Below are 15,311 nucleotides of genomic sequence, written 5' to 3'. Positions count from 1 at the left end.
TCGCCCTATCGAGCCCCGTCGAGGATCCGCCAGACCGTCCGGTAGGCCGGGCCCTTGGCGCCCAGGGCCGACCGCCAGGCCGTCTCGGGCAGCGCGGCGAGCCGACTGCGCGCCGCCGCGGGGCCGCCCGCGGGGGTCCCGTCGGTGATCGTCGCGGCCATCCGGGCCGCCGCCGACCGCGGTACGCCCGCGAGCCGCATCGCGATGGCGTCCTCGGTGCGGACGCCGTAGTAGGCGTACGACGGGATGTTGCGCAGCTCGCGCTGGGTCTCGGCCAGCAGGGTGGCGAAGTCCTTGCCCAGGGTGAGCGACTGGAGCGCCGACAGACCCCAGGAGACCGTGGGCGCCAGCTCGCCGAACAGGCGCTGGCAGCACTTGGTGATCGCCTTGAGTTCGTCTCTCGTGCCGGCCTTCGTGAAGTGGTTGGCGGCGAGCTGCCGCATCGACGCGCCGTTCACCCAGTCCTGCATGACGCGGGCGATGAAGTCCCCGCTGCGGCCCTCGTGCTCGGTGGTCACCTCGACCAGGTTGTCCCTGAGTTCGGGAACCTCCAGCATGACGCCGATGAGCTGGGCGAGCGGGCGGCGATCGCCCTCGAACAGGGGCTGCTCCCACACGTCGCGGCCGATGCGGGCGTCGCTCAGCCGGCCCAGGGTCGCCGACACGCTCTCCCACGAGAAGCCCGTGCTGTCGACGAGGGCCAGCGGTTGCCCGGACAGCCGCTCCGCGTACGCCCGCACGCTGCGTGTCAGCTCCGCTGCCCAGCCGCGGTCCGTGCGCCGCAGGTCCTGGAAGCCCAGGGTGCCGCGCAGGATCTGCTCGATCTCCTCCGCGAACTCCTCGGCGTCCCCGATCTGCCGGTAGGTGTGGGCCAGGTACTGCACGAACGCCGACCACTGGGGGAGGTGGGCCAGGACGCGCAGGTCCAGGTGACCGTAACTGCTCAGGGCCGTCCGCACCATCTCGACGAGGGTGGAGTTCAGCTCCGTCACCCGGCGGCCGACGAACGCCCGCAGTTTCCCGGCCCGCACCTCGTCCGTGGCCGCCAGCGCGATCAGGCCGACCTCGCCCTGCTCGACCCGGCCGGCGCGACCGGCCAGGTTCCAGAAGTCCGGGGCGGGGATGTCCTCCCCGTACGGGAACTGGTGGGAGGCCAGGACGACGTTCGCCACGGGGAAGTTGACGCCCTGGGCGATGGTGGTGGTGGAGACCAGGTGGGTCAGGTCGCCGGACTCCATCAGGTACTCGGTGAGGGTGCGGATGTCGTCGGGCAGGCCGCGGTGGTGGATCCCGATGCCCTTGGCCAACAACCCCACCAGTGGGAAGTCCGGGCCGAACTCCTCCGCGACCACGGCCTGGACGGCCCGCAGGTCCTCGCCGGCGTCCGGTACGTCCTCCCGGCCGCCGGCGAGCAGCTTGGCGATCGACCAGGCGTAGTCCGGACGCCCGGCCAGGGTGATGGTCTGCCCCCGCTCGGCCAGCACCGACGCCGTCGCGGCGGCCAGCTTGGTCGGACTGCCCGCCTGCGACCAGGTCAGTCCGAGCGGCCGGTGGCCGTCCAGCGGCAGGGTGTCCGGCACGCTGAGCGTTCTGCGACTGGTGACCAGCGTCTCCAGGGCGACCCGGAAACCGCCGGCGCCCGGGGTGTGCTCCCGCAGGGCGAGCGCGAGGATGCGGTCGTTCGGGGCCCAGTCCACCGACAGCCCGACCGACTGCCGGCTGCCGCTGTCCAGCCACTCGGCGATGACGTCCCCGTTGTCGATGAACGGCGTCAGCAGCAGGAACCCGGCGTCCAGGGCCTCCCGGTTGACGGTCGCCAGCAGCAGTTCCAGCTTGATCGCGCGCTTGCCCTCGCCCAGCTGGTGGGCCTCGTCGGCCACCACCAGGCAGAGCGGACGCCCGATTCTCTCCTGCCATCCCGACCGCAGCAGCAGGTCCAGTTTCTCCGGAGTCGACACCAGCACCCGGAACCGCCCCTCGCCGCGGTCCGTGAGCATGTCCTCCTCCAGGCCGTCGAACTCCAGGGCGGGACTGACCCGTTCCACCCCGATGCCGAGGCCCGCGAAGTCGCGGCGCAGCCGCCGCGTCACCTGGTTCACCAGCGCCCGGTTCGGGGCGACGTAGGCGACCCAGCCCTGCTGCTTGTCGTAGGCGTTGAGCGCCTGGAGGATGCGGAACTGGGCGATCAGCGTCTTGCCCGCGCTCGTCGGGAGACTGACCACCACACTGCGGTGCGCCGTGCGGATCAGACCTTGCTCCGCGAGGGCCACTCGCTGCGGCGGCAGCACCTCGAAGATCGGGCGCGGCCGGTCCCGGTCGACCAGTGAGGCCACGAAGGCGTTCACCTCCGGGCTGACCGCGCGCGCCACCGTCCACAGGCTGTTGTCGATGATCTGGTCGGCGGTCGCGGTCAGTAGCCGTACGAGCACCTCCAGGTCCGGGTCGGCGGAGGCCATGGCCGCCTCCAGCGCGCGGTCGCAGTGCGACTGCACGCGTTCGCGCACCCCGTAGTGGCGGCTCGGCCGACGGCCCCGCATCAGCGCCCCCGTGGCCAGGTACTCGGCGAGCAGCTCCGCCGTCTTGAGTAGGTGGTAGTGCGCGGCCAGCGACCAGGCGGCGGGACGCGCGTCGTCGCCCGCAGCCGAGAGGTACGGCTCCTCCAGCCCCGCCTGCTCCCACCGCAGCCGCACCAGGAGCTGGTCCAGCGCATCCAGATCGTCCCACCCGCGCTTGCGCAGCAGCAGCAGCCACGCGTCGGCGGTGCCGCGCCGCACCCGGGACTCCCAGTCGTCGGCCATCCGCGGCTCGGAGGGCAGCTCCACGTCCGCCAGCAGCCGGGCGGCGAGTGGTGTCTCGTCCGCGATCCAGCCCAGGCACGCCGTGCGCAGCAGTTCCAGCCGGGCCTCCGGCGAGTCCCAGGCGGGCAGCCGGGCCCGTGCCAGCGCGAACATCTGCCCGCACAGCCGCCGCGTCGACTCCGCCTTCGGGTCCTCGGCGATCGCGTCCCAGGCCAGCAGGTCCAGGGCGTCCACCGCGAAACCGACCGCCTCGTGGCCCTCCTCGGGGCCCGGCGGGACCTCCCCCTCCACGGCGCGCAGCGCGGACCCGATGAGTACGCGGTGTGCTCGCTCGTCGGCCTCGGACACGAGGGCCGGGTCGAGCACGTCGTCCAGCCAGCCCAAGTCAGCCATGGTCGAGCACCCCCACGTGGTCGGGCCACGAGGTCATGGCCACGGGGAGATACCAGGCCGTGAGCAGCGCGTGCATGGGCTCCACGACCGTCTTAGCCAGGTCCTTGGCCCGGTTGCTCAGGTCCTTCGGCTCCGGGGCGGTGTCGCGCACCAGGCAGCCGAAGAGCTGGATGTCCTTGCCCATCGACTTCACCCAGCGGCCGGCCGCCGTCTGGTAGGCGGCCTTGTGCTCCGGGGTCAGGCACCGGAAGCGCAACCACTTCATGAGCGTGAGGTGGTCGTCCTTCGTGGACAGCTTTCTGAGCTGGTTGATCATGCCGTCCGCGCCGTTCATGACGCCCGGCGGGGCGGACTGCTCGGAGGACGACTTGACCTCGCCGAACAGCAGTCGCGCCGAGCCGTCCGCCACGCACAGGCCGACCAGGTCGGCGCCCGGCAGGCTCGCCTTGCGCGTACGCCGGTCACGGGTGCCGTCCCACAGCCACAGCGCCCCGTGCCAGTGCTCCAGCAGCACCTCGGCGAGGGCTTCGCCGACCTGCCAGGGGAGGGGCTCCGGCTCGCTCGCCAGGAGGGCCTTGAGGGTGTCGGTCTCCATGTCCGTCGTGGCGAGGCCCCGTAACTCGGTCAGGAAGTCGCGGGTGGCGGCGAGGTCACCGACCCGCTCGGCCCACGGCCCCCCGCGTAACTCCCGCATCACGTCGGCCGTCAGCTCGACGCCGCTCCACGACACGGCCCCGTCCTTGCCGGCGTACACCTCGATCCCCTGCGAGATGCGCGGCACGGCGCCATCTAACGCGCTGTTCTCCCTCACCCGTACGTCCCCTCCCCACAGTGTGATCGGAATTCTCTCCACCTCCCCGGGGCGTTGTCCACGGTGTGTGCCCGCCTGTGAACGGACTGTCTCGCATTCCCCGTCAGGAGAGCGGGAGACATGCCCACACGGTCTTCCCGGAGGGTGGATAGGGCTCCCATCCCCAGCGGGTGGCGAGGGTCTCGACGAGGAGCAGGCCGCGACCGGATTCGGCGGCGGGGCCGGGGGCGGCCGTACGGGGTCGGGATGCGTGGTCGCCCCGGGCGTCGGTGACCTCGACGCGGAGCGTGCCGGTGCCGGGTGCCTCGACGGTGAGCGTGAGCCGGAACCCACGGCCTTGCGCGCGGCCGTGGGTGACCGCGTTCGCCGCCAGCTCGGCGACGACTAGCGCGGCGGACTCGCTCACCGCGCAGGCCGGCGGCCAGCCCCACGCGTCGAGCTGCTGCACGGTCAGCAGACGGGCGAGCCGGGCGCCGCGCGGGGTGGCGCTGAGGAGCTGGCTGAATCGAAGGGAGGAGATCTGCATCTTCACGTCACCGAGCGTGGTCGGCCCGCTCTACTCTGACCAGGACATCCCCCGGTACGGAGGGTGCCCGTACCGAAACGGAAGGTGCCGTGTGCGGGGTGTCGGTGGTGACCTGGGGAAGGGGGCAGTCGTGTCCGAAACGGCGGTGGAGGCGCAGGGGGCCTACGATGAGGGGGAGTTGAGCGGTGACCTGATGCGGGCGGTGGGCAAGCAGGTCAAGCTGCTCCGGGAGCGGGCCGGGTTCACCCAGCGGGAGCTGGGGGAGCGGCTCGGGTACAGCGAGGACCTCGTCTCCTCGCTGGAGCGGGGGAGGCGGACGCCGCAGCGGGAGTTCCTGGAGGCGGCCGACGAGCTGCTGGGGGCGGGCGGGCTGCTCCGGACCACGATCGAGGACGTGGAGAGGGCCAAGGCGAAGGCACGGGTTCGGCATCCGGCTTGGTTCCGGGACTATGCGCGGTTGGAGCGGGAGGCGGTTGAGATCAACGATTACAACTGCCATGACATTCCGGGTCTGTTTCAGACCGAGCGCAGGATTCGAGCGCTGTACGAGATGCGCAAGCCGCTCCTGGACGAGGAGACGATCGAGCAGCGGGTTGTCTCTCGGCTGGCGCGACAGGAGATCCTGCTCCATTGGCCGTTGCCGGTGATCACCTCGGTCATCGAGGAGCGTGTGCTGACGCGTCCTCTCGGAGGTCGAGAAGTCCACAGAGAGCAGTTGGAGCAGCTGCTTCGACTGGCTCAGCTGCGCAATGTAGAGCTGCAAGTGATGCCGAACGACCGCACTCAGCACGCAGGGATGGGCGGCTCTTTCATCCTGCTGACTCCCAAGGGGAAGAGCCAACTTGGGTACACCGAGGCTCAGAGCTCCAGCCGACTGATCACGGATGCCGAGGAAGTCCGTATCCTGGCCGCACAGTACGGCAGCATCAGGGCGCAGGCGCTTACGATGCAGGAGTCCCTTGCCTTGATCGAAAAGATGGTGGCTGAGCTATGAGTACTGCGGAATCCGCTCCCCTCGCCTGGTTCAAGAGCAGCTACAGCGGCAACGAGGGCGGTGCATGCCTCGAAGTCGCCGTCACGCCCGGCGCCATCCACGTCCGCGACTCCAAGGTGCCCGCCCGCGCTGAACTCACCGTCTCCGCCACGGAGTGGGCCGCGTTCGTACGGTTTGCCGTCGCACGCTGACCCACCCGCAGGCGTCAGGTCTGTGTGTTGTCGGGGTGCTCTCCGATGTACCCCACGTAGACGAGCCCTGTGCCGGCTCCGTCGTCATGGAAGTAGAGCCGGGGTGACACCGTGTTGCCCCCGCCGATCCGCAGGTGGGCCTGCATGAAAAGCTTGCCCTCCTTGGCGACGGACGTCGGCACGGGGAACGTGCGCTGGCGACGCCACTTCGTGTTGTTCCCGACCGTCTCGGACTCCTTCATCTTGACCTTGGCGGACGGAAAACGGTTCGAGGATCCGTCCGGAAGGTTGTCGCACCAGTGGCGGAAGTCGCCGCCCGTCGTTCCCGCGGCGGACGCTGCGGCGTAGTCGTTCAGCGTGTGCAACGCGTCCCAGGCGACGGTCACCCAGTTGACGATGCACTGGGCGTCCAGATCCTTGGTCTTCTTGGGGTTCCCGGTGAATCGCAGGTATGTGAACTCGTCCATGCGGTCGAGGATCTTTGCGAAGGTGGCCGGCTGGTCCTCAGGCTCCGGGGGCGGTGTGTGGGCCAGCGCGTGGAGGCCGGCCTCTTCGAGCTTCTTCTGCAGGAAGCGGACCTTGCGGTGGGCGTCCTGGAAGTCCCGGTAGAGCTGGTCGTTCTCGACGATCTGCTCGAAGTCCCGGTCGTCCGCCTCCTTGACACGAAGGCGGAACTCACGGATCTGCTGGTCCTTCGACTCCTCGCGCTGCTCCGCCTCCTGGCGCTGGGTGTCGACCTTGCGCAGCTCCTTGCGAAGCTCTTCCAGGCTGGACGTGTCGACAACCGGGCGGGGGCGGCTGCGCTGGAACGGCAGGGTGTCCAGCGGTTCCGGGAGGGGGTGGCTCAGCGCCAGGCGCTGGGGAAGGGATGCGAGGATCGCCGCCGCTCGTCTGACGTTCGCCTCGATGGTGGACCGGGACATCACGGGGTGACGCTGGGCGTCGGGCTGCCAGGCCGGGTCCACGCCAGGAAGGTAGGTGCGGACGCCACCCCCGAAGACCGGGTGGTGTTCGAGGGTCGCGTTGAAGGACTGCTGGGCATCCGGCCGGAGGACGTACATGACGGCGAGACCGCTGAGGTGCCGGAAGACCGGTTCGACGACCCGTTTCGTCCAGGCTTCCGCATCCTGCCCGTACGGAACACTTGCCACGACGACAGGAAGTCTGCGGTCCTGTTCGCAGAGTTCCTCGATCACCTCCTCCACGTCGTCCTGTTCGATGAACTTCGGAACCGTCCCGACTTCGGCGAGGCCGTCCTGTGCGGGGACAGCGTCGAGGAGGAGTTTGGCTATGCCGGGCGTGTTCGCACGGATGTGTGCCTGGCCGGGAGCCGGCTGGTACTCGATGTCCACCTGGAGCCAGGTGCGGCGGGAGTCCTTGCCGTTGTCCGAGCGGACCACGACGGTGGACTGCCAGGTGCCCTGGTTGTCCGGCCGGTTCTCGCGGAGTCGCCAGCGGGAGTACGAGCCGTGCCGGCCCGCCGCCGCGTCGTGGTCGAGGGTGACGCCCTCGGCTATCTCATTGCGGCCCTTGTCCAGGGCGGAGGTGTCATACCGCTTCATCGTGCCTAGCCAGTGGTGCAGTTGGCGGTCGGCTTCGGCGGAGGTGGTCACGAAGTCCTGCGCGGTCGAGACGACCATGCGGTAGTTGCGCGGTTCCATAAGCGGCTGCCTGTGCGGTGAGGTGGGCGGGCGGTGGTTGCGCCGAGTACGGCGCGACACCCGGGAGGGGCGGCGCGCCGGTGGGGGTGCTCAGGCGGGGCGGTCAGGTCACGCCGGGTGGCGGGGGCCCTGGCCGGGAGGTGGGTCGAGGCCGATCCGCGTCGGCCTTTCCGTCACCCTATGGCGCCGGACGCGCGTCCCGTCCGCCAGTGGGCGAGGGCGGGGAGCGGGACGCGTTAGCAGGAGGCGTTCAGCGCGGCTCGGTCTCCTCGGAGGTGGATCGCTGTGCTGGGATGCCCCGCACGGGAACTCCTCGGGCTGTTTCCTCCGGTGCTCCGCTGTCGCGGCGGGCGTGTGTGAGGGCTTCGGCGGCCGGTCGGAGGGTTGGGTGTGAGATCAGGTACTACGCGTCGATCGACAATGAAGACGACGTGCCTGTCCTCCAGGACGTGGGGACACGTTTCGGAGATCTGCATGTGGTCTACGCCGAACCCGAGGGCACTGGCACCTTGGAAGGACTGAGAATCCTCCTGGAACGGGCGACGGGGCAGATGTGCGAGATCGGCTACACGATCGGCGGTGACTGGACCGTCAACTAGTGGTACCAGCAGGTGTGTCTGGCCGACTTGGAGTACTGCTGAATAGTTCTTTACCTTTGCCTGGCAAGTACTTGTGTGCCTCGTTCACGTGGTGATCGCCGCGTACTGCTTCGCATTTCCTCGGTGACAGTTTTCTCCGAGCTGACGTCAATGCCCCGTCCGCACGCCGTGGTTACCGGGCAGGCGGAAAACCGTGTGCGGTGATCTGCCCCTTGTGGCAAGGTCCTTGCTGTTCGAAGGGGGGCCCGACATGGCGAAGCTGAACCAGATCATCGCGGTCGAGAAGGGTGTCAAGAGCAAGTCGCTCCAGGACATCAACGCCGCGCACACCAAGGTGCAGAAGCCGGCGCTGCTGGCCGGTATCTCGCGCACGTACCAGCCGAAGGACGAGGAGGGCGAGCAGCTGCCGCCCGAGTCGACGCGGGTGCAGGTGCAGGCCGAGGACGTGCTGCGGGAGATGTCCGCGTCGCTGACGCGGCTGTTCGACGTGACCGCGACCAAGGACTGGGCGAACTGCGGGGCCCGCGCGGACGTCACCGTCGACGGACGGACCGTCGTGGCCGACGTGCCGGTCAGTTACCTGCTCTTCCTGGAGAAGCAGCTCGCCGACCTGCACACCTTCGTCAAGAAGCTGCCCACCCTCGACGCCGCCGAGTCCTGGTCCCACGACCCGTCCACGGACTGGTGGAAGACGGACCCGGTCCGCACGATCCGTACGAAGAAGGTCCCGCGCAACCACGTCAAGGCGGAGGCGACCGAGAAGCACCCGGCACAGGTCGAGGTGTACTACGAGGACGTGCCCATCGGGTACTGGACCACCGTGAAGTTCTCCGGCGCGCTTCCGGCGCGGCGGGTGAACGAGCTGGTGGAGCGGGTCGAGAAGCTCCAGCAGGCCGTGAAGTTCGCCCGCGAGGAGGCCAACGGCGCCGAGGTCACCGACCAGCGGGTCGGCGACGCGGTGTTCGGCTACCTGTTCGGCTGACGCCGGCCGAGGTGGCCACCATGATCGCCCCCGCGTGCGAGCGCGGGGGTGCGCGACAGCGCGGGCCGGACATGAGGACCGGTTCGCGTGACGAGCGCAAGCTGACACTGAAGTTCAGCCTGAAGAAGCGGTCCGCCGAACCGGCGGCCGCGGTCAATCTCAGACTCTCGCTCCAGTCTCAGCATCGCCGCCGATCGCCGGACCGACCGGGGACGGACGAACGCCGTCGGATGCGAGTTCGACTCTCGCCTGCGCCTCTCGCCTGGCGCGGTAGTTCAAAGGAAGAACACGACGGCATGATGACTGATCCGTCCTCTTAAACGCCGCCGGCGTGCGCAATTGGGTGGCATCCCCAGGGGCCCGGGAGCTGGATACGACTCCCGGGCTCCGCCACGTCCGGTGCCCCCGCGGCGGGCCCACCGTTCTGGAAGGGGCCCGTGACCGTCCACCCACCCGGAGTCCCGCTCCTTGGAGGGGCACAGCCGACGGCAGGTACGCCACAGCATCACTGCACGTGATCACTGTGCGTGCGCATAAGGTTCGAATGGGTGAAAATGCCGATGTCCCCTACGTGACGGAGGTCGGATGTCCTGGCACTCTGCGCGGCTGCGGCTGCGTCTGCTGCTTCCCCTGGTGATCACGGGTTTCCTGCTGCCTGCGGAAGGCTCCGTGGCGTACGCCGGCGGGGGTGCCCCGGCACCGCACCGCGGTGCCCGGGTCGTCGCCGAGGAGGACGTCGGTGAGCGCCTGGTCGACCTCACGGTCGACTCGCCCGCCCTGGGGCGCACCGCGAAGGTCCGGCTCCTGACCCCGGACGGCTGGGAGGACCGCCGGCCGGACCGGAGCTGGCCGGTGCTCTACCTCCTGGTCGGCGGTGACGGCAACTACAAGGCGTGGACGGAGGACTACGACGCCCGCCTCCAGGAGTTGCCCGAACTTCGGGACGTGCTCGTGGTGATGCCCGAGATGCCGCTGTTCGGCTTCTACAGCGACTGGTACAACGACGGCCGGGGCGGCCCGCCCGCCGTGGAGACCTTCCACCTCCGGGAGGTGCGCCCCCTCCTGGAACGCCACTACGGCGCCGGCACCCACCGCGTGGCCGCGGGTGAGTCGCAGGGCGGATTCGGCGGGCTCTCCTACGCCGGCCGCCACCCCGGGCTGTTCCGGGCGGTGGCGAGCTACAGCGGTTACGTGCACCCCTTGCAGCATCCGCACGCGGTCCGGGCCGGGATGACCGCCCTGGGCCTGGACTGGAAGGCGGTGTGGGGAGACCCGGTCGCCCAGCGCGTGAACTGGGAGGCCCACGACCCGTATTACCTGGCCGACCGGTTGCGCGACACTCCCGTCCACCTCTCCAGCGGCGACGGCAGGGCGGGCGTGCTCGATCCGCCGGGCACACAGCCCGACCCGGAGGTTCCCGGGCTGGAGGACCCGTCCGACCCGTTCCCCGACGACGTCATCTCACCCACCGAAACGATCATGGAGCGCGAGTCCCGTGCCCTGGCCGCACGCCTGGAGTCCGTCGGGGCCCCGGTGACGACGCACTTCTACCCGGGCACGCATGACCCGCCGTACTGGGTACGGGAGTTCCGCAGGTCCCTGCCCATGCTCCTGCGCGCCCTGCGCGACGCCACCGGTCACGACGGCTGAACGGCCACGGTGCCGACCCCGAGTGGTGGGCCGGTGGCGGGTGGAGGAGCCTGCTCGGGCGCAGTGTCCGGTCGTCGGGTCACCTCGTCGGAGGCGACCCGACGAAGTCCGTCACTCCTGGGCGGGCAGGTTCGCAATCGCCTCCGTCAGACAGGCAGCGGGATCCTCTTCCTCCGTCACGCAGGTGATGAGCGGCTCGACCAGTTCGAGGAGTTCGTCGCTTGAGACTTCCTCCAGAACGTCGACCCGGTCCAGTAGGAGAGGCAGCTGGTCCAGTAGCAGAGGTACCTGGTCGAGCAGGAGAGGCAACCGGTCCAGCAGGAGAGGTACCCGGTCGAGCAGCAGAGGTACCTGGTCGAGCAGTCCGAGGAAGCACTCGCCCATGTCCTCGGGTGCCTGCGCTTCGGGGCAGAGCGCGTTGCCGAGCGGTTGTGGATGCTGCGCCAGAACGTGTTCCAGGGTCGCGCGGACAGCCTTCTCGCCGGCCTTCACCGCGGCAGGGGCGGGAATCACCAACTCGGTCTCGGGGAAGATCCAGTGGCCGATGTCGCTCCCCTTGCGCCCGTGGTCCCGCGCGGTCTTCTCGATCGCCTTGGCATTGGCCCCGAAGACGGCCCACCACTTCATTCCGTCGCCGTAATGGCGGTCGGCGATCTCCCACAAGGTGTTTCCGCGTGCCACGGTGTGGGTCTCGTGACGCGCCTGATCCTTCGAGGGCCCGGTCGTGGCCGCGGCCGACCGGTGCGGCCGGGCCCCGTCCTCCATGGGCGCTGCTTGAGCTGCCTGACTCGCGCCCAAGAGCATCGAGCCGGCCGCCAAGCCGCTGACCATGGCCAGAGCCGGACCGCGGCGGCATATGTGCCGCATATCTCACCTCCTGCGGTGAACGCATACTGTGACAAATCCTCACGCTAGGTCGCGGCGTGTGGTGCGGCGCGGCCACTGAGCCGATCGGCCCTGTGCGCCGGTTCCCTTTGCGTGAACCCTTGACCGTTCCCGGTTCATCGGTATGGTCTAGACCTAGTCGCTGAGGTCTAGACCTCTCTTCCATTCACCCCAACCCCGGTCAGGCCGTCGGTCGGGCGAAGGTGCGGGGCGCGTGCGGCGGCGCCCACGGCACGGTCGGCAGGGCCGCCCCCGCGGGCGGCGTCGACGCACACCGAAGGAAAGGGATATGTCATGAGCACGAAAAGACGAGTGGCGGTCGCCGTCGGAGCGCTGGTCGCTCCTCTGCTCGCCCTCAGCCTCCCGACGGGCCCGGCCTACGCCCACGGCTGGGTGACCGACCCCGGCAGCCGGCAGGACCAGTGCGCCGAGGGCGTCGTCGACTGCGGCCAGATCCAGTACGAGCCGCAGAGCGTCGAGGGCCCGAAGGGCCTGCGCAGTTGCAGTGGCGGCAACAGCCAGTTCGCCGAGCTCGACGACGACAGCAAGGGCTGGCGCGTCACCCCGGTCGGCACGAGCCACACCTTCAACTGGCACCACACCGCCCGGCACGCCACCGACACCTGGCAGTACTTCATCGGCAACACGAAGATCGCCGAGTTCGACGGCCATGGCGCGCAGCCGCCCGCGGACGTCGCCCACCAGGTGAACTTCGGCGGCTTCACCGGCCGTCAGAAGGTCCTCGCCGTCTGGAACGTGGCCGACACCGCCAACGCCTTCTACGCCTGCATCGACGTCAACATCGGCGGCGGCGGTGACGGCGGTGGCGGTGACGGCGGCGGCGAACCGGGCGACTGCGCCGCGCCGGTCTGGAACGCCGCGAACGTCTACACCGGCGGAGACACCGTCTCCCACGACGGCCGCACCTGGCGCGCCAAGTGGTGGGTGACGGGCGAGGAACCCGGCACCACGGGGGAGTGGGGCGTCTGGGAGGACCTCGGAGCCTGCTAGCCGTCCCCGCCGAAGCGGACCGGTGCGGCGCGCGCCGCACCGGTCACCCCTTGCGGGGCCGTGCTCCCGGCGACGGCCGCACCGTCGGGATCTGCCGGGCCTGGCCCACCGGGCCGTCCGCGTGGTGCAGGACCGTGCTGGTGAGGTCCTGGCCGGAGGGACCGAAAGGGCTGAAGGGGCCGAAGGGACCCAAGGCGACCGCGGTGTCCAGGCCGGTCCAGGTGCCCGTTTCAGTCGCCGAGCGAGCGGTGCGTGACCCGGGCCAGATGGTCGGTGAAGACCTCGCGGGCGTCGGGGGTGAGGGTGCGCAGGGCGATCAGCGCCGTGACGGCGACGTCGCACAGCTCCGACCGGACGTCGTCCCAGGTGTGCGTGATGCCCTTGCGCGGGTTCTGGCCGGTCGCGCCGATCACCGCCTCGGCGACCTCGCCGACCTCCTCGGACAGTTTGATGATCCGCAGCAGCAGGCCCTCCCGGCCGTCGGCCGGACGGTTGGCGTCCAGCCAGCCGCACAGGTCGTCGATGGAATCCCAGAGGTCGGCGGCCGGGGGAGGGGGAGGGGGCGGGGGCAGGTGGTCGCTCATGAGGGCCGAGCCTGGCACACGGCACTGACAGGCCCCGGCGCCGAGTCGGCGGCTTGCCTTCGCGCGCGCTCCAACTCCTAGCGTTCCGGGGCATGGAGACCACACGGACACTGGGACGCAGCGGTATCGAGGTCAGCGCCGTCGGGTTCGGCTGCTGGGCGATCGGCGGTGAGTGGCAGGATGCCACTGGACAGCCCCTGGGGTGGGGCAAGGTCGACGACGAGGAGTCGACGCGGGCGATCCGGCGCGCACTCGACCTGGGGGTCACCTTCTTCGACACGGCCGACGTCTACGGGACGGGGCACAGCGAGTATGTCCTCGGACGGGCCCTCGGGCGGCGCCGGGACGAGGCCGTCGTCGCCACCAAGTGGGGCAACGTCTTCGACCCGGACTCCCGCACCCTCACCGGCGGCGACGACTCCCCGGAGCACCTGCGCCGGGCCCTGACCGCCTCGCTGCGCCGCCTCGGCACCGACCACGTCGACCTGTACCAGCTCCACCTCGCCGACGCCGACCCCGAGCGGGCCGCCCGGCTGCGGGACGCCTGCGAGGAACTGGTGGCGCAGGGGCTGATCCGGGCCTACGGCTGGAGCACCGACGACCCGGCCCGCGCCGCCGTGTTCGCGAAGGGGCCGCACTGCACCGCCGTACAGCACGCGCTCAACGTCCTCACGGACGCGCCCGAGATGCTGCGGCTGTGCGAGGAGGCGGACCTCGCCTCCGTCAACCGCAGCCCGCTCGCCATGGGCCTGCTCACCGGGAAGCACTCCGGCCGGCGGACGCTGGAGGCCGGGGACATCCGCAGCCGGCCGCCCGCCTGGCTGCGGGGTTTCGGTGCCGGGTCCGGCGCCGACCCCGAGTGGCTCGCGCGCGTCGACGCGCTCCGGGACGTACTCACCAGCGACGGCCGCACCCTCGCCCAGGGCGCCCTGGCCTGGCTGTGGGCGCGCAGCCCGCGCACCGTGCCGATCCCCGGTTTCCGGTCGGTCGCCCAGGCGGAGGAGAACGCGGGGGCGCTGGAGAAGGGCGCGCTCACCGACGCGCAGATGGCCGAGGTTGAGCGGATCCTCGCCGCCCGGTAGCGAGCCCGGTCGTTTCGCGCGGCAGCCGTTCCACCCACCGGTGCGCACCCGCGGTCCCGCGCGGGTCCACCCCCCACCCGGTGGCGTGGAACGGCTGCCGCCTCCCCCCTGGACATGGCCTGCGGAAGCTGCCCATTCCAAGTGTGAAGCTTTGGTGTAGGAGAGTTGAGCACAAGTCCGCTATCGGCCGCAATAGTGCGGACGTTCAAACTCCGTTTGTGCAGGGTCAGTGCACCGGCCGCGCTCAGCCCCGGCCCACGTACGGCATCGTCGTCGCCAGGACCGTCGCGAACTGCACGTTCGCCTCCAGGGGCAGCTCCGCCATGTGCCGCACCGTGCGGGCCACGTCCGCCACGTCCATCACCGGTTCCGGGGCGGTCTCCCCGTTCGCCTGGAGCGCCCCGGTCTCCATGCGCCGCGTCATGTCGGTCGCCGCGTTGCCGATGTCGATCTGGCCGACCGCGATCCGGTACGGCCGCCCGTCCAGCGACAGGGACTTGGTCAGGCCGGTCAGCGCGTGCTTGGTCGCGGTGTAGGCGACCGAGAGGGGGCGCGGCGCGTGCGCGGAGATCGAGCCGTTGTTGATGATCCGGCCGCCCTGCGGGGCCTGCTCCTTCATCTGCCGGTACGCCGCCTGCGCGCACAGGAACGCCCCGTTGAGGTTGGTGTCCACCACGTGCCGCCAGGCCTCGTACGGCAGTTCCTCCACCGGCACCCCGCCGGGGCCGAACGTCCCCGCGTTGTTGAACAGCAGGTCCACCCGGCCGAACCGCTCGACGGCGGCCGCGAACAGGGCGCTCACGTCCTGCGGGCGTGACACGTCCGTCCGTACGACGAGCGACGCGCTCCCGGGCCCGCCGCCGGGTTCGCGTACGTCCGGCGACGCGCCCCCGGACCCCCGCGCCGCCGTCTCCTCCAGTGTCTCCTCGCGGCGCCCGGCCAGCACCACCGACCACCCCCCGCGCACCAGCTCCACCGCCACCGCGCGCCCGATGCCGGAGCCCGCCCCGGTGACCACGGCGATCCCTGTCCGTCCGTCCGTTCGCTTGGCATTCATGGGCCCGCAGCGTACGGGAGGGTCCGTCATGCGGACCTCATACGACCGTCATGCGAATTCCGTGTACGCGTCAATGCGCGGTCGTCC

General features: G+C 70.3%; 14 protein-coding genes. 7 read left to right on the top strand and 7 right to left on the bottom strand.

All coding sequences use genetic code 11. The annotated features are described in order from the left end of the window. Positions 1 to 5: 5 nt before the first annotated feature. The 3 genes from KUM38_RS07905 to KUM38_RS07895 all read right to left on the bottom strand — a co-directional run bounded on the left by KUM38_RS07905 (position 6) and on the right by KUM38_RS07895 (position 4,528). A complete protein-coding gene (locus KUM38_RS07905; protein WP_217128563.1) occupies positions 6 to 3,191 on the bottom strand; it encodes a DEAD/DEAH box helicase in 3,186 nt (1,061 codons plus the stop codon). Next, a complete protein-coding gene (locus tag KUM38_RS07900; RefSeq protein ID WP_217128562.1) occupies positions 3,184 to 4,002 on the bottom strand; it encodes a hypothetical protein in 819 nt (272 codons plus the stop codon). Before KUM38_RS07900 ends, KUM38_RS07905 begins: the two co-directional genes overlap by 8 nt. Before the next feature lie 103 nt (positions 4,003 to 4,105). Next, entirely contained in the window at positions 4,106 to 4,528 is a 423-nt protein-coding gene (locus KUM38_RS07895) for an ATP-binding protein (protein ID WP_217128604.1), read from the bottom strand. A 193-nt stretch (positions 4,529 to 4,721) separates the two neighbouring features. Between KUM38_RS07895 and KUM38_RS07890 the strand changes: the two genes are divergently transcribed. Beyond that, a complete protein-coding gene (locus KUM38_RS07890) occupies positions 4,722 to 5,522 on the top strand; it encodes a helix-turn-helix transcriptional regulator (RefSeq protein ID WP_217128603.1) in 801 nt (266 codons plus the stop codon). Next, on the top strand, positions 5,519 to 5,713 hold the full coding sequence (locus KUM38_RS07885) for a DUF397 domain-containing protein (protein ID WP_217128561.1): 195 nt from the start codon (positions 5,519 to 5,521) through the stop codon (positions 5,711 to 5,713). The genes KUM38_RS07890 and KUM38_RS07885 overlap by 4 nt, the downstream gene beginning before the upstream one ends. Positions 5,714 to 5,727: 14 nt before the next feature. On the opposite strand, the gene KUM38_RS07880 is transcribed toward KUM38_RS07885, so the two are convergent. Further along, positions 5,728 to 7,374, bottom strand: coding sequence for a hypothetical protein (locus KUM38_RS07880; RefSeq protein WP_254396840.1), 1,647 nt, complete (start codon positions 7,372 to 7,374; stop codon positions 5,728 to 5,730). A gap of 449 nt (positions 7,375 to 7,823) precedes the next feature. Between KUM38_RS07880 and KUM38_RS07875 the strand changes: the two genes are divergently transcribed. The 3 genes from KUM38_RS07875 to KUM38_RS07865 all read left to right on the top strand — a co-directional run bounded on the left by KUM38_RS07875 (position 7,824) and on the right by KUM38_RS07865 (position 10,605). After that, positions 7,824 to 7,973, top strand: a complete 150-nt coding sequence (locus tag KUM38_RS07875) for a hypothetical protein (protein ID WP_217128560.1) — start codon at positions 7,824 to 7,826, stop codon at positions 7,971 to 7,973. 250 nt (positions 7,974 to 8,223) lie between these two features. Further along, the gene (locus KUM38_RS07870) at positions 8,224 to 8,955 is read left to right on the top strand and encodes a hypothetical protein (RefSeq protein WP_217128559.1); all 732 of its coding nucleotides are present in this window, start codon (positions 8,224 to 8,226) and stop codon (positions 8,953 to 8,955) included. A gap of 585 nt (positions 8,956 to 9,540) precedes the next feature. Then, the gene (locus tag KUM38_RS07865) at positions 9,541 to 10,605 is read left to right on the top strand and encodes an alpha/beta hydrolase family protein (protein WP_217128558.1); all 1,065 of its coding nucleotides are present in this window, start codon (positions 9,541 to 9,543) and stop codon (positions 10,603 to 10,605) included. Between the two features lie 111 nt (positions 10,606 to 10,716). Here the strand turns inward: KUM38_RS07865 and KUM38_RS07860 are convergent, their stop codons facing one another. Then, positions 10,717 to 11,370, bottom strand: coding sequence for a LysM peptidoglycan-binding domain-containing protein (locus tag KUM38_RS07860; RefSeq protein ID WP_217128557.1), 654 nt, complete (start codon positions 11,368 to 11,370; stop codon positions 10,717 to 10,719). Positions 11,371 to 11,784: 414 nt separating this feature from the next. Here KUM38_RS07860 and KUM38_RS07855 point away from each other — a divergent pair, with 414 nt between their 5' ends. Further along, complete coding sequence (locus KUM38_RS07855; RefSeq protein ID WP_217128556.1) at positions 11,785 to 12,501, top strand: lytic polysaccharide monooxygenase; 717 nt, start codon at positions 11,785 to 11,787, stop codon at positions 12,499 to 12,501. 230 nt (positions 12,502 to 12,731) lie between these two features. Here the strand turns inward: KUM38_RS07855 and KUM38_RS07850 are convergent, their stop codons facing one another. After that, positions 12,732 to 13,085: a MazG-like family protein gene (locus KUM38_RS07850; RefSeq protein WP_217128555.1), complete on the bottom strand. Its 354-nt coding sequence runs from the start codon at positions 13,083 to 13,085 to the stop codon at positions 12,732 to 12,734. A 92-nt stretch (positions 13,086 to 13,177) separates the two neighbouring features. On the opposite strand from KUM38_RS07850, the gene KUM38_RS07845 reads away from it, so the two are divergent. After that, positions 13,178 to 14,167, top strand: coding sequence for an aldo/keto reductase (locus KUM38_RS07845; RefSeq protein WP_217128554.1), 990 nt, complete (start codon positions 13,178 to 13,180; stop codon positions 14,165 to 14,167). A 244-nt stretch (positions 14,168 to 14,411) separates the two neighbouring features. On the opposite strand, the gene KUM38_RS07840 is transcribed toward KUM38_RS07845, so the two are convergent. After that, complete coding sequence (locus KUM38_RS07840) at positions 14,412 to 15,224, bottom strand: SDR family oxidoreductase (RefSeq protein WP_217128553.1); 813 nt, start codon at positions 15,222 to 15,224, stop codon at positions 14,412 to 14,414. Positions 15,225 to 15,311: the final 87 nt, after the last annotated feature.

Origin of the sequence: Streptomyces sp. AC558_RSS880 (assembly GCF_019049255.1) — a bacterium.
Classification (GTDB): Bacteria; Actinomycetota; Actinomycetes; order Streptomycetales; family Streptomycetaceae; genus Streptomyces.
Note: the sequence above shows the minus strand (reverse complement) of the source record. Positions and strands in the feature narration are given on the sequence as shown.

Bases quoted from the DNA above. Each gene is read 5' to 3' on its own strand.
- KUM38_RS07905 (WP_217128563.1), bottom strand. From the start codon at position 3,191: ATGGCTGACTTGGGCTGGCTGGACGACGTGCTCGACCCGGCCCTCGTG.
- KUM38_RS07895 (WP_217128604.1), bottom strand. From the start codon at position 4,528: ATGCAGATCTCCTCCCTTCGATTCAGCCAGCTCCTCAGCGCCACCCCG.
- KUM38_RS07890 (WP_217128603.1), top strand. From the start codon at position 4,722: ATGCGGGCGGTGGGCAAGCAGGTCAAGCTGCTCCGGGAGCGGGCCGGG.
- KUM38_RS07885 (WP_217128561.1), top strand. From the start codon at position 5,519: ATGAGTACTGCGGAATCCGCTCCCCTCGCCTGGTTCAAGAGCAGCTAC.
- KUM38_RS07880 (WP_254396840.1), bottom strand. From the start codon at position 7,374: ATGGAACCGCGCAACTACCGCATGGTCGTCTCGACCGCGCAGGACTTC.
- KUM38_RS07870 (WP_217128559.1), top strand. From the start codon at position 8,224: ATGGCGAAGCTGAACCAGATCATCGCGGTCGAGAAGGGTGTCAAGAGC.
- KUM38_RS07865 (WP_217128558.1), top strand. From the start codon at position 9,541: ATGTCCTGGCACTCTGCGCGGCTGCGGCTGCGTCTGCTGCTTCCCCTG.
- KUM38_RS07860 (WP_217128557.1), bottom strand. From the start codon at position 11,370: ATGGAGGACGGGGCCCGGCCGCACCGGTCGGCCGCGGCCACGACCGGG.
- KUM38_RS07855 (WP_217128556.1), top strand. From the start codon at position 11,785: ATGAGCACGAAAAGACGAGTGGCGGTCGCCGTCGGAGCGCTGGTCGCT.
- KUM38_RS07850 (WP_217128555.1), bottom strand. From the start codon at position 13,085: ATGAGCGACCACCTGCCCCCGCCCCCTCCCCCTCCCCCGGCCGCCGAC.
- KUM38_RS07845 (WP_217128554.1), top strand. From the start codon at position 13,178: ATGGAGACCACACGGACACTGGGACGCAGCGGTATCGAGGTCAGCGCC.
- KUM38_RS07840 (WP_217128553.1), bottom strand. From the start codon at position 15,224: ATGAATGCCAAGCGAACGGACGGACGGACAGGGATCGCCGTGGTCACC.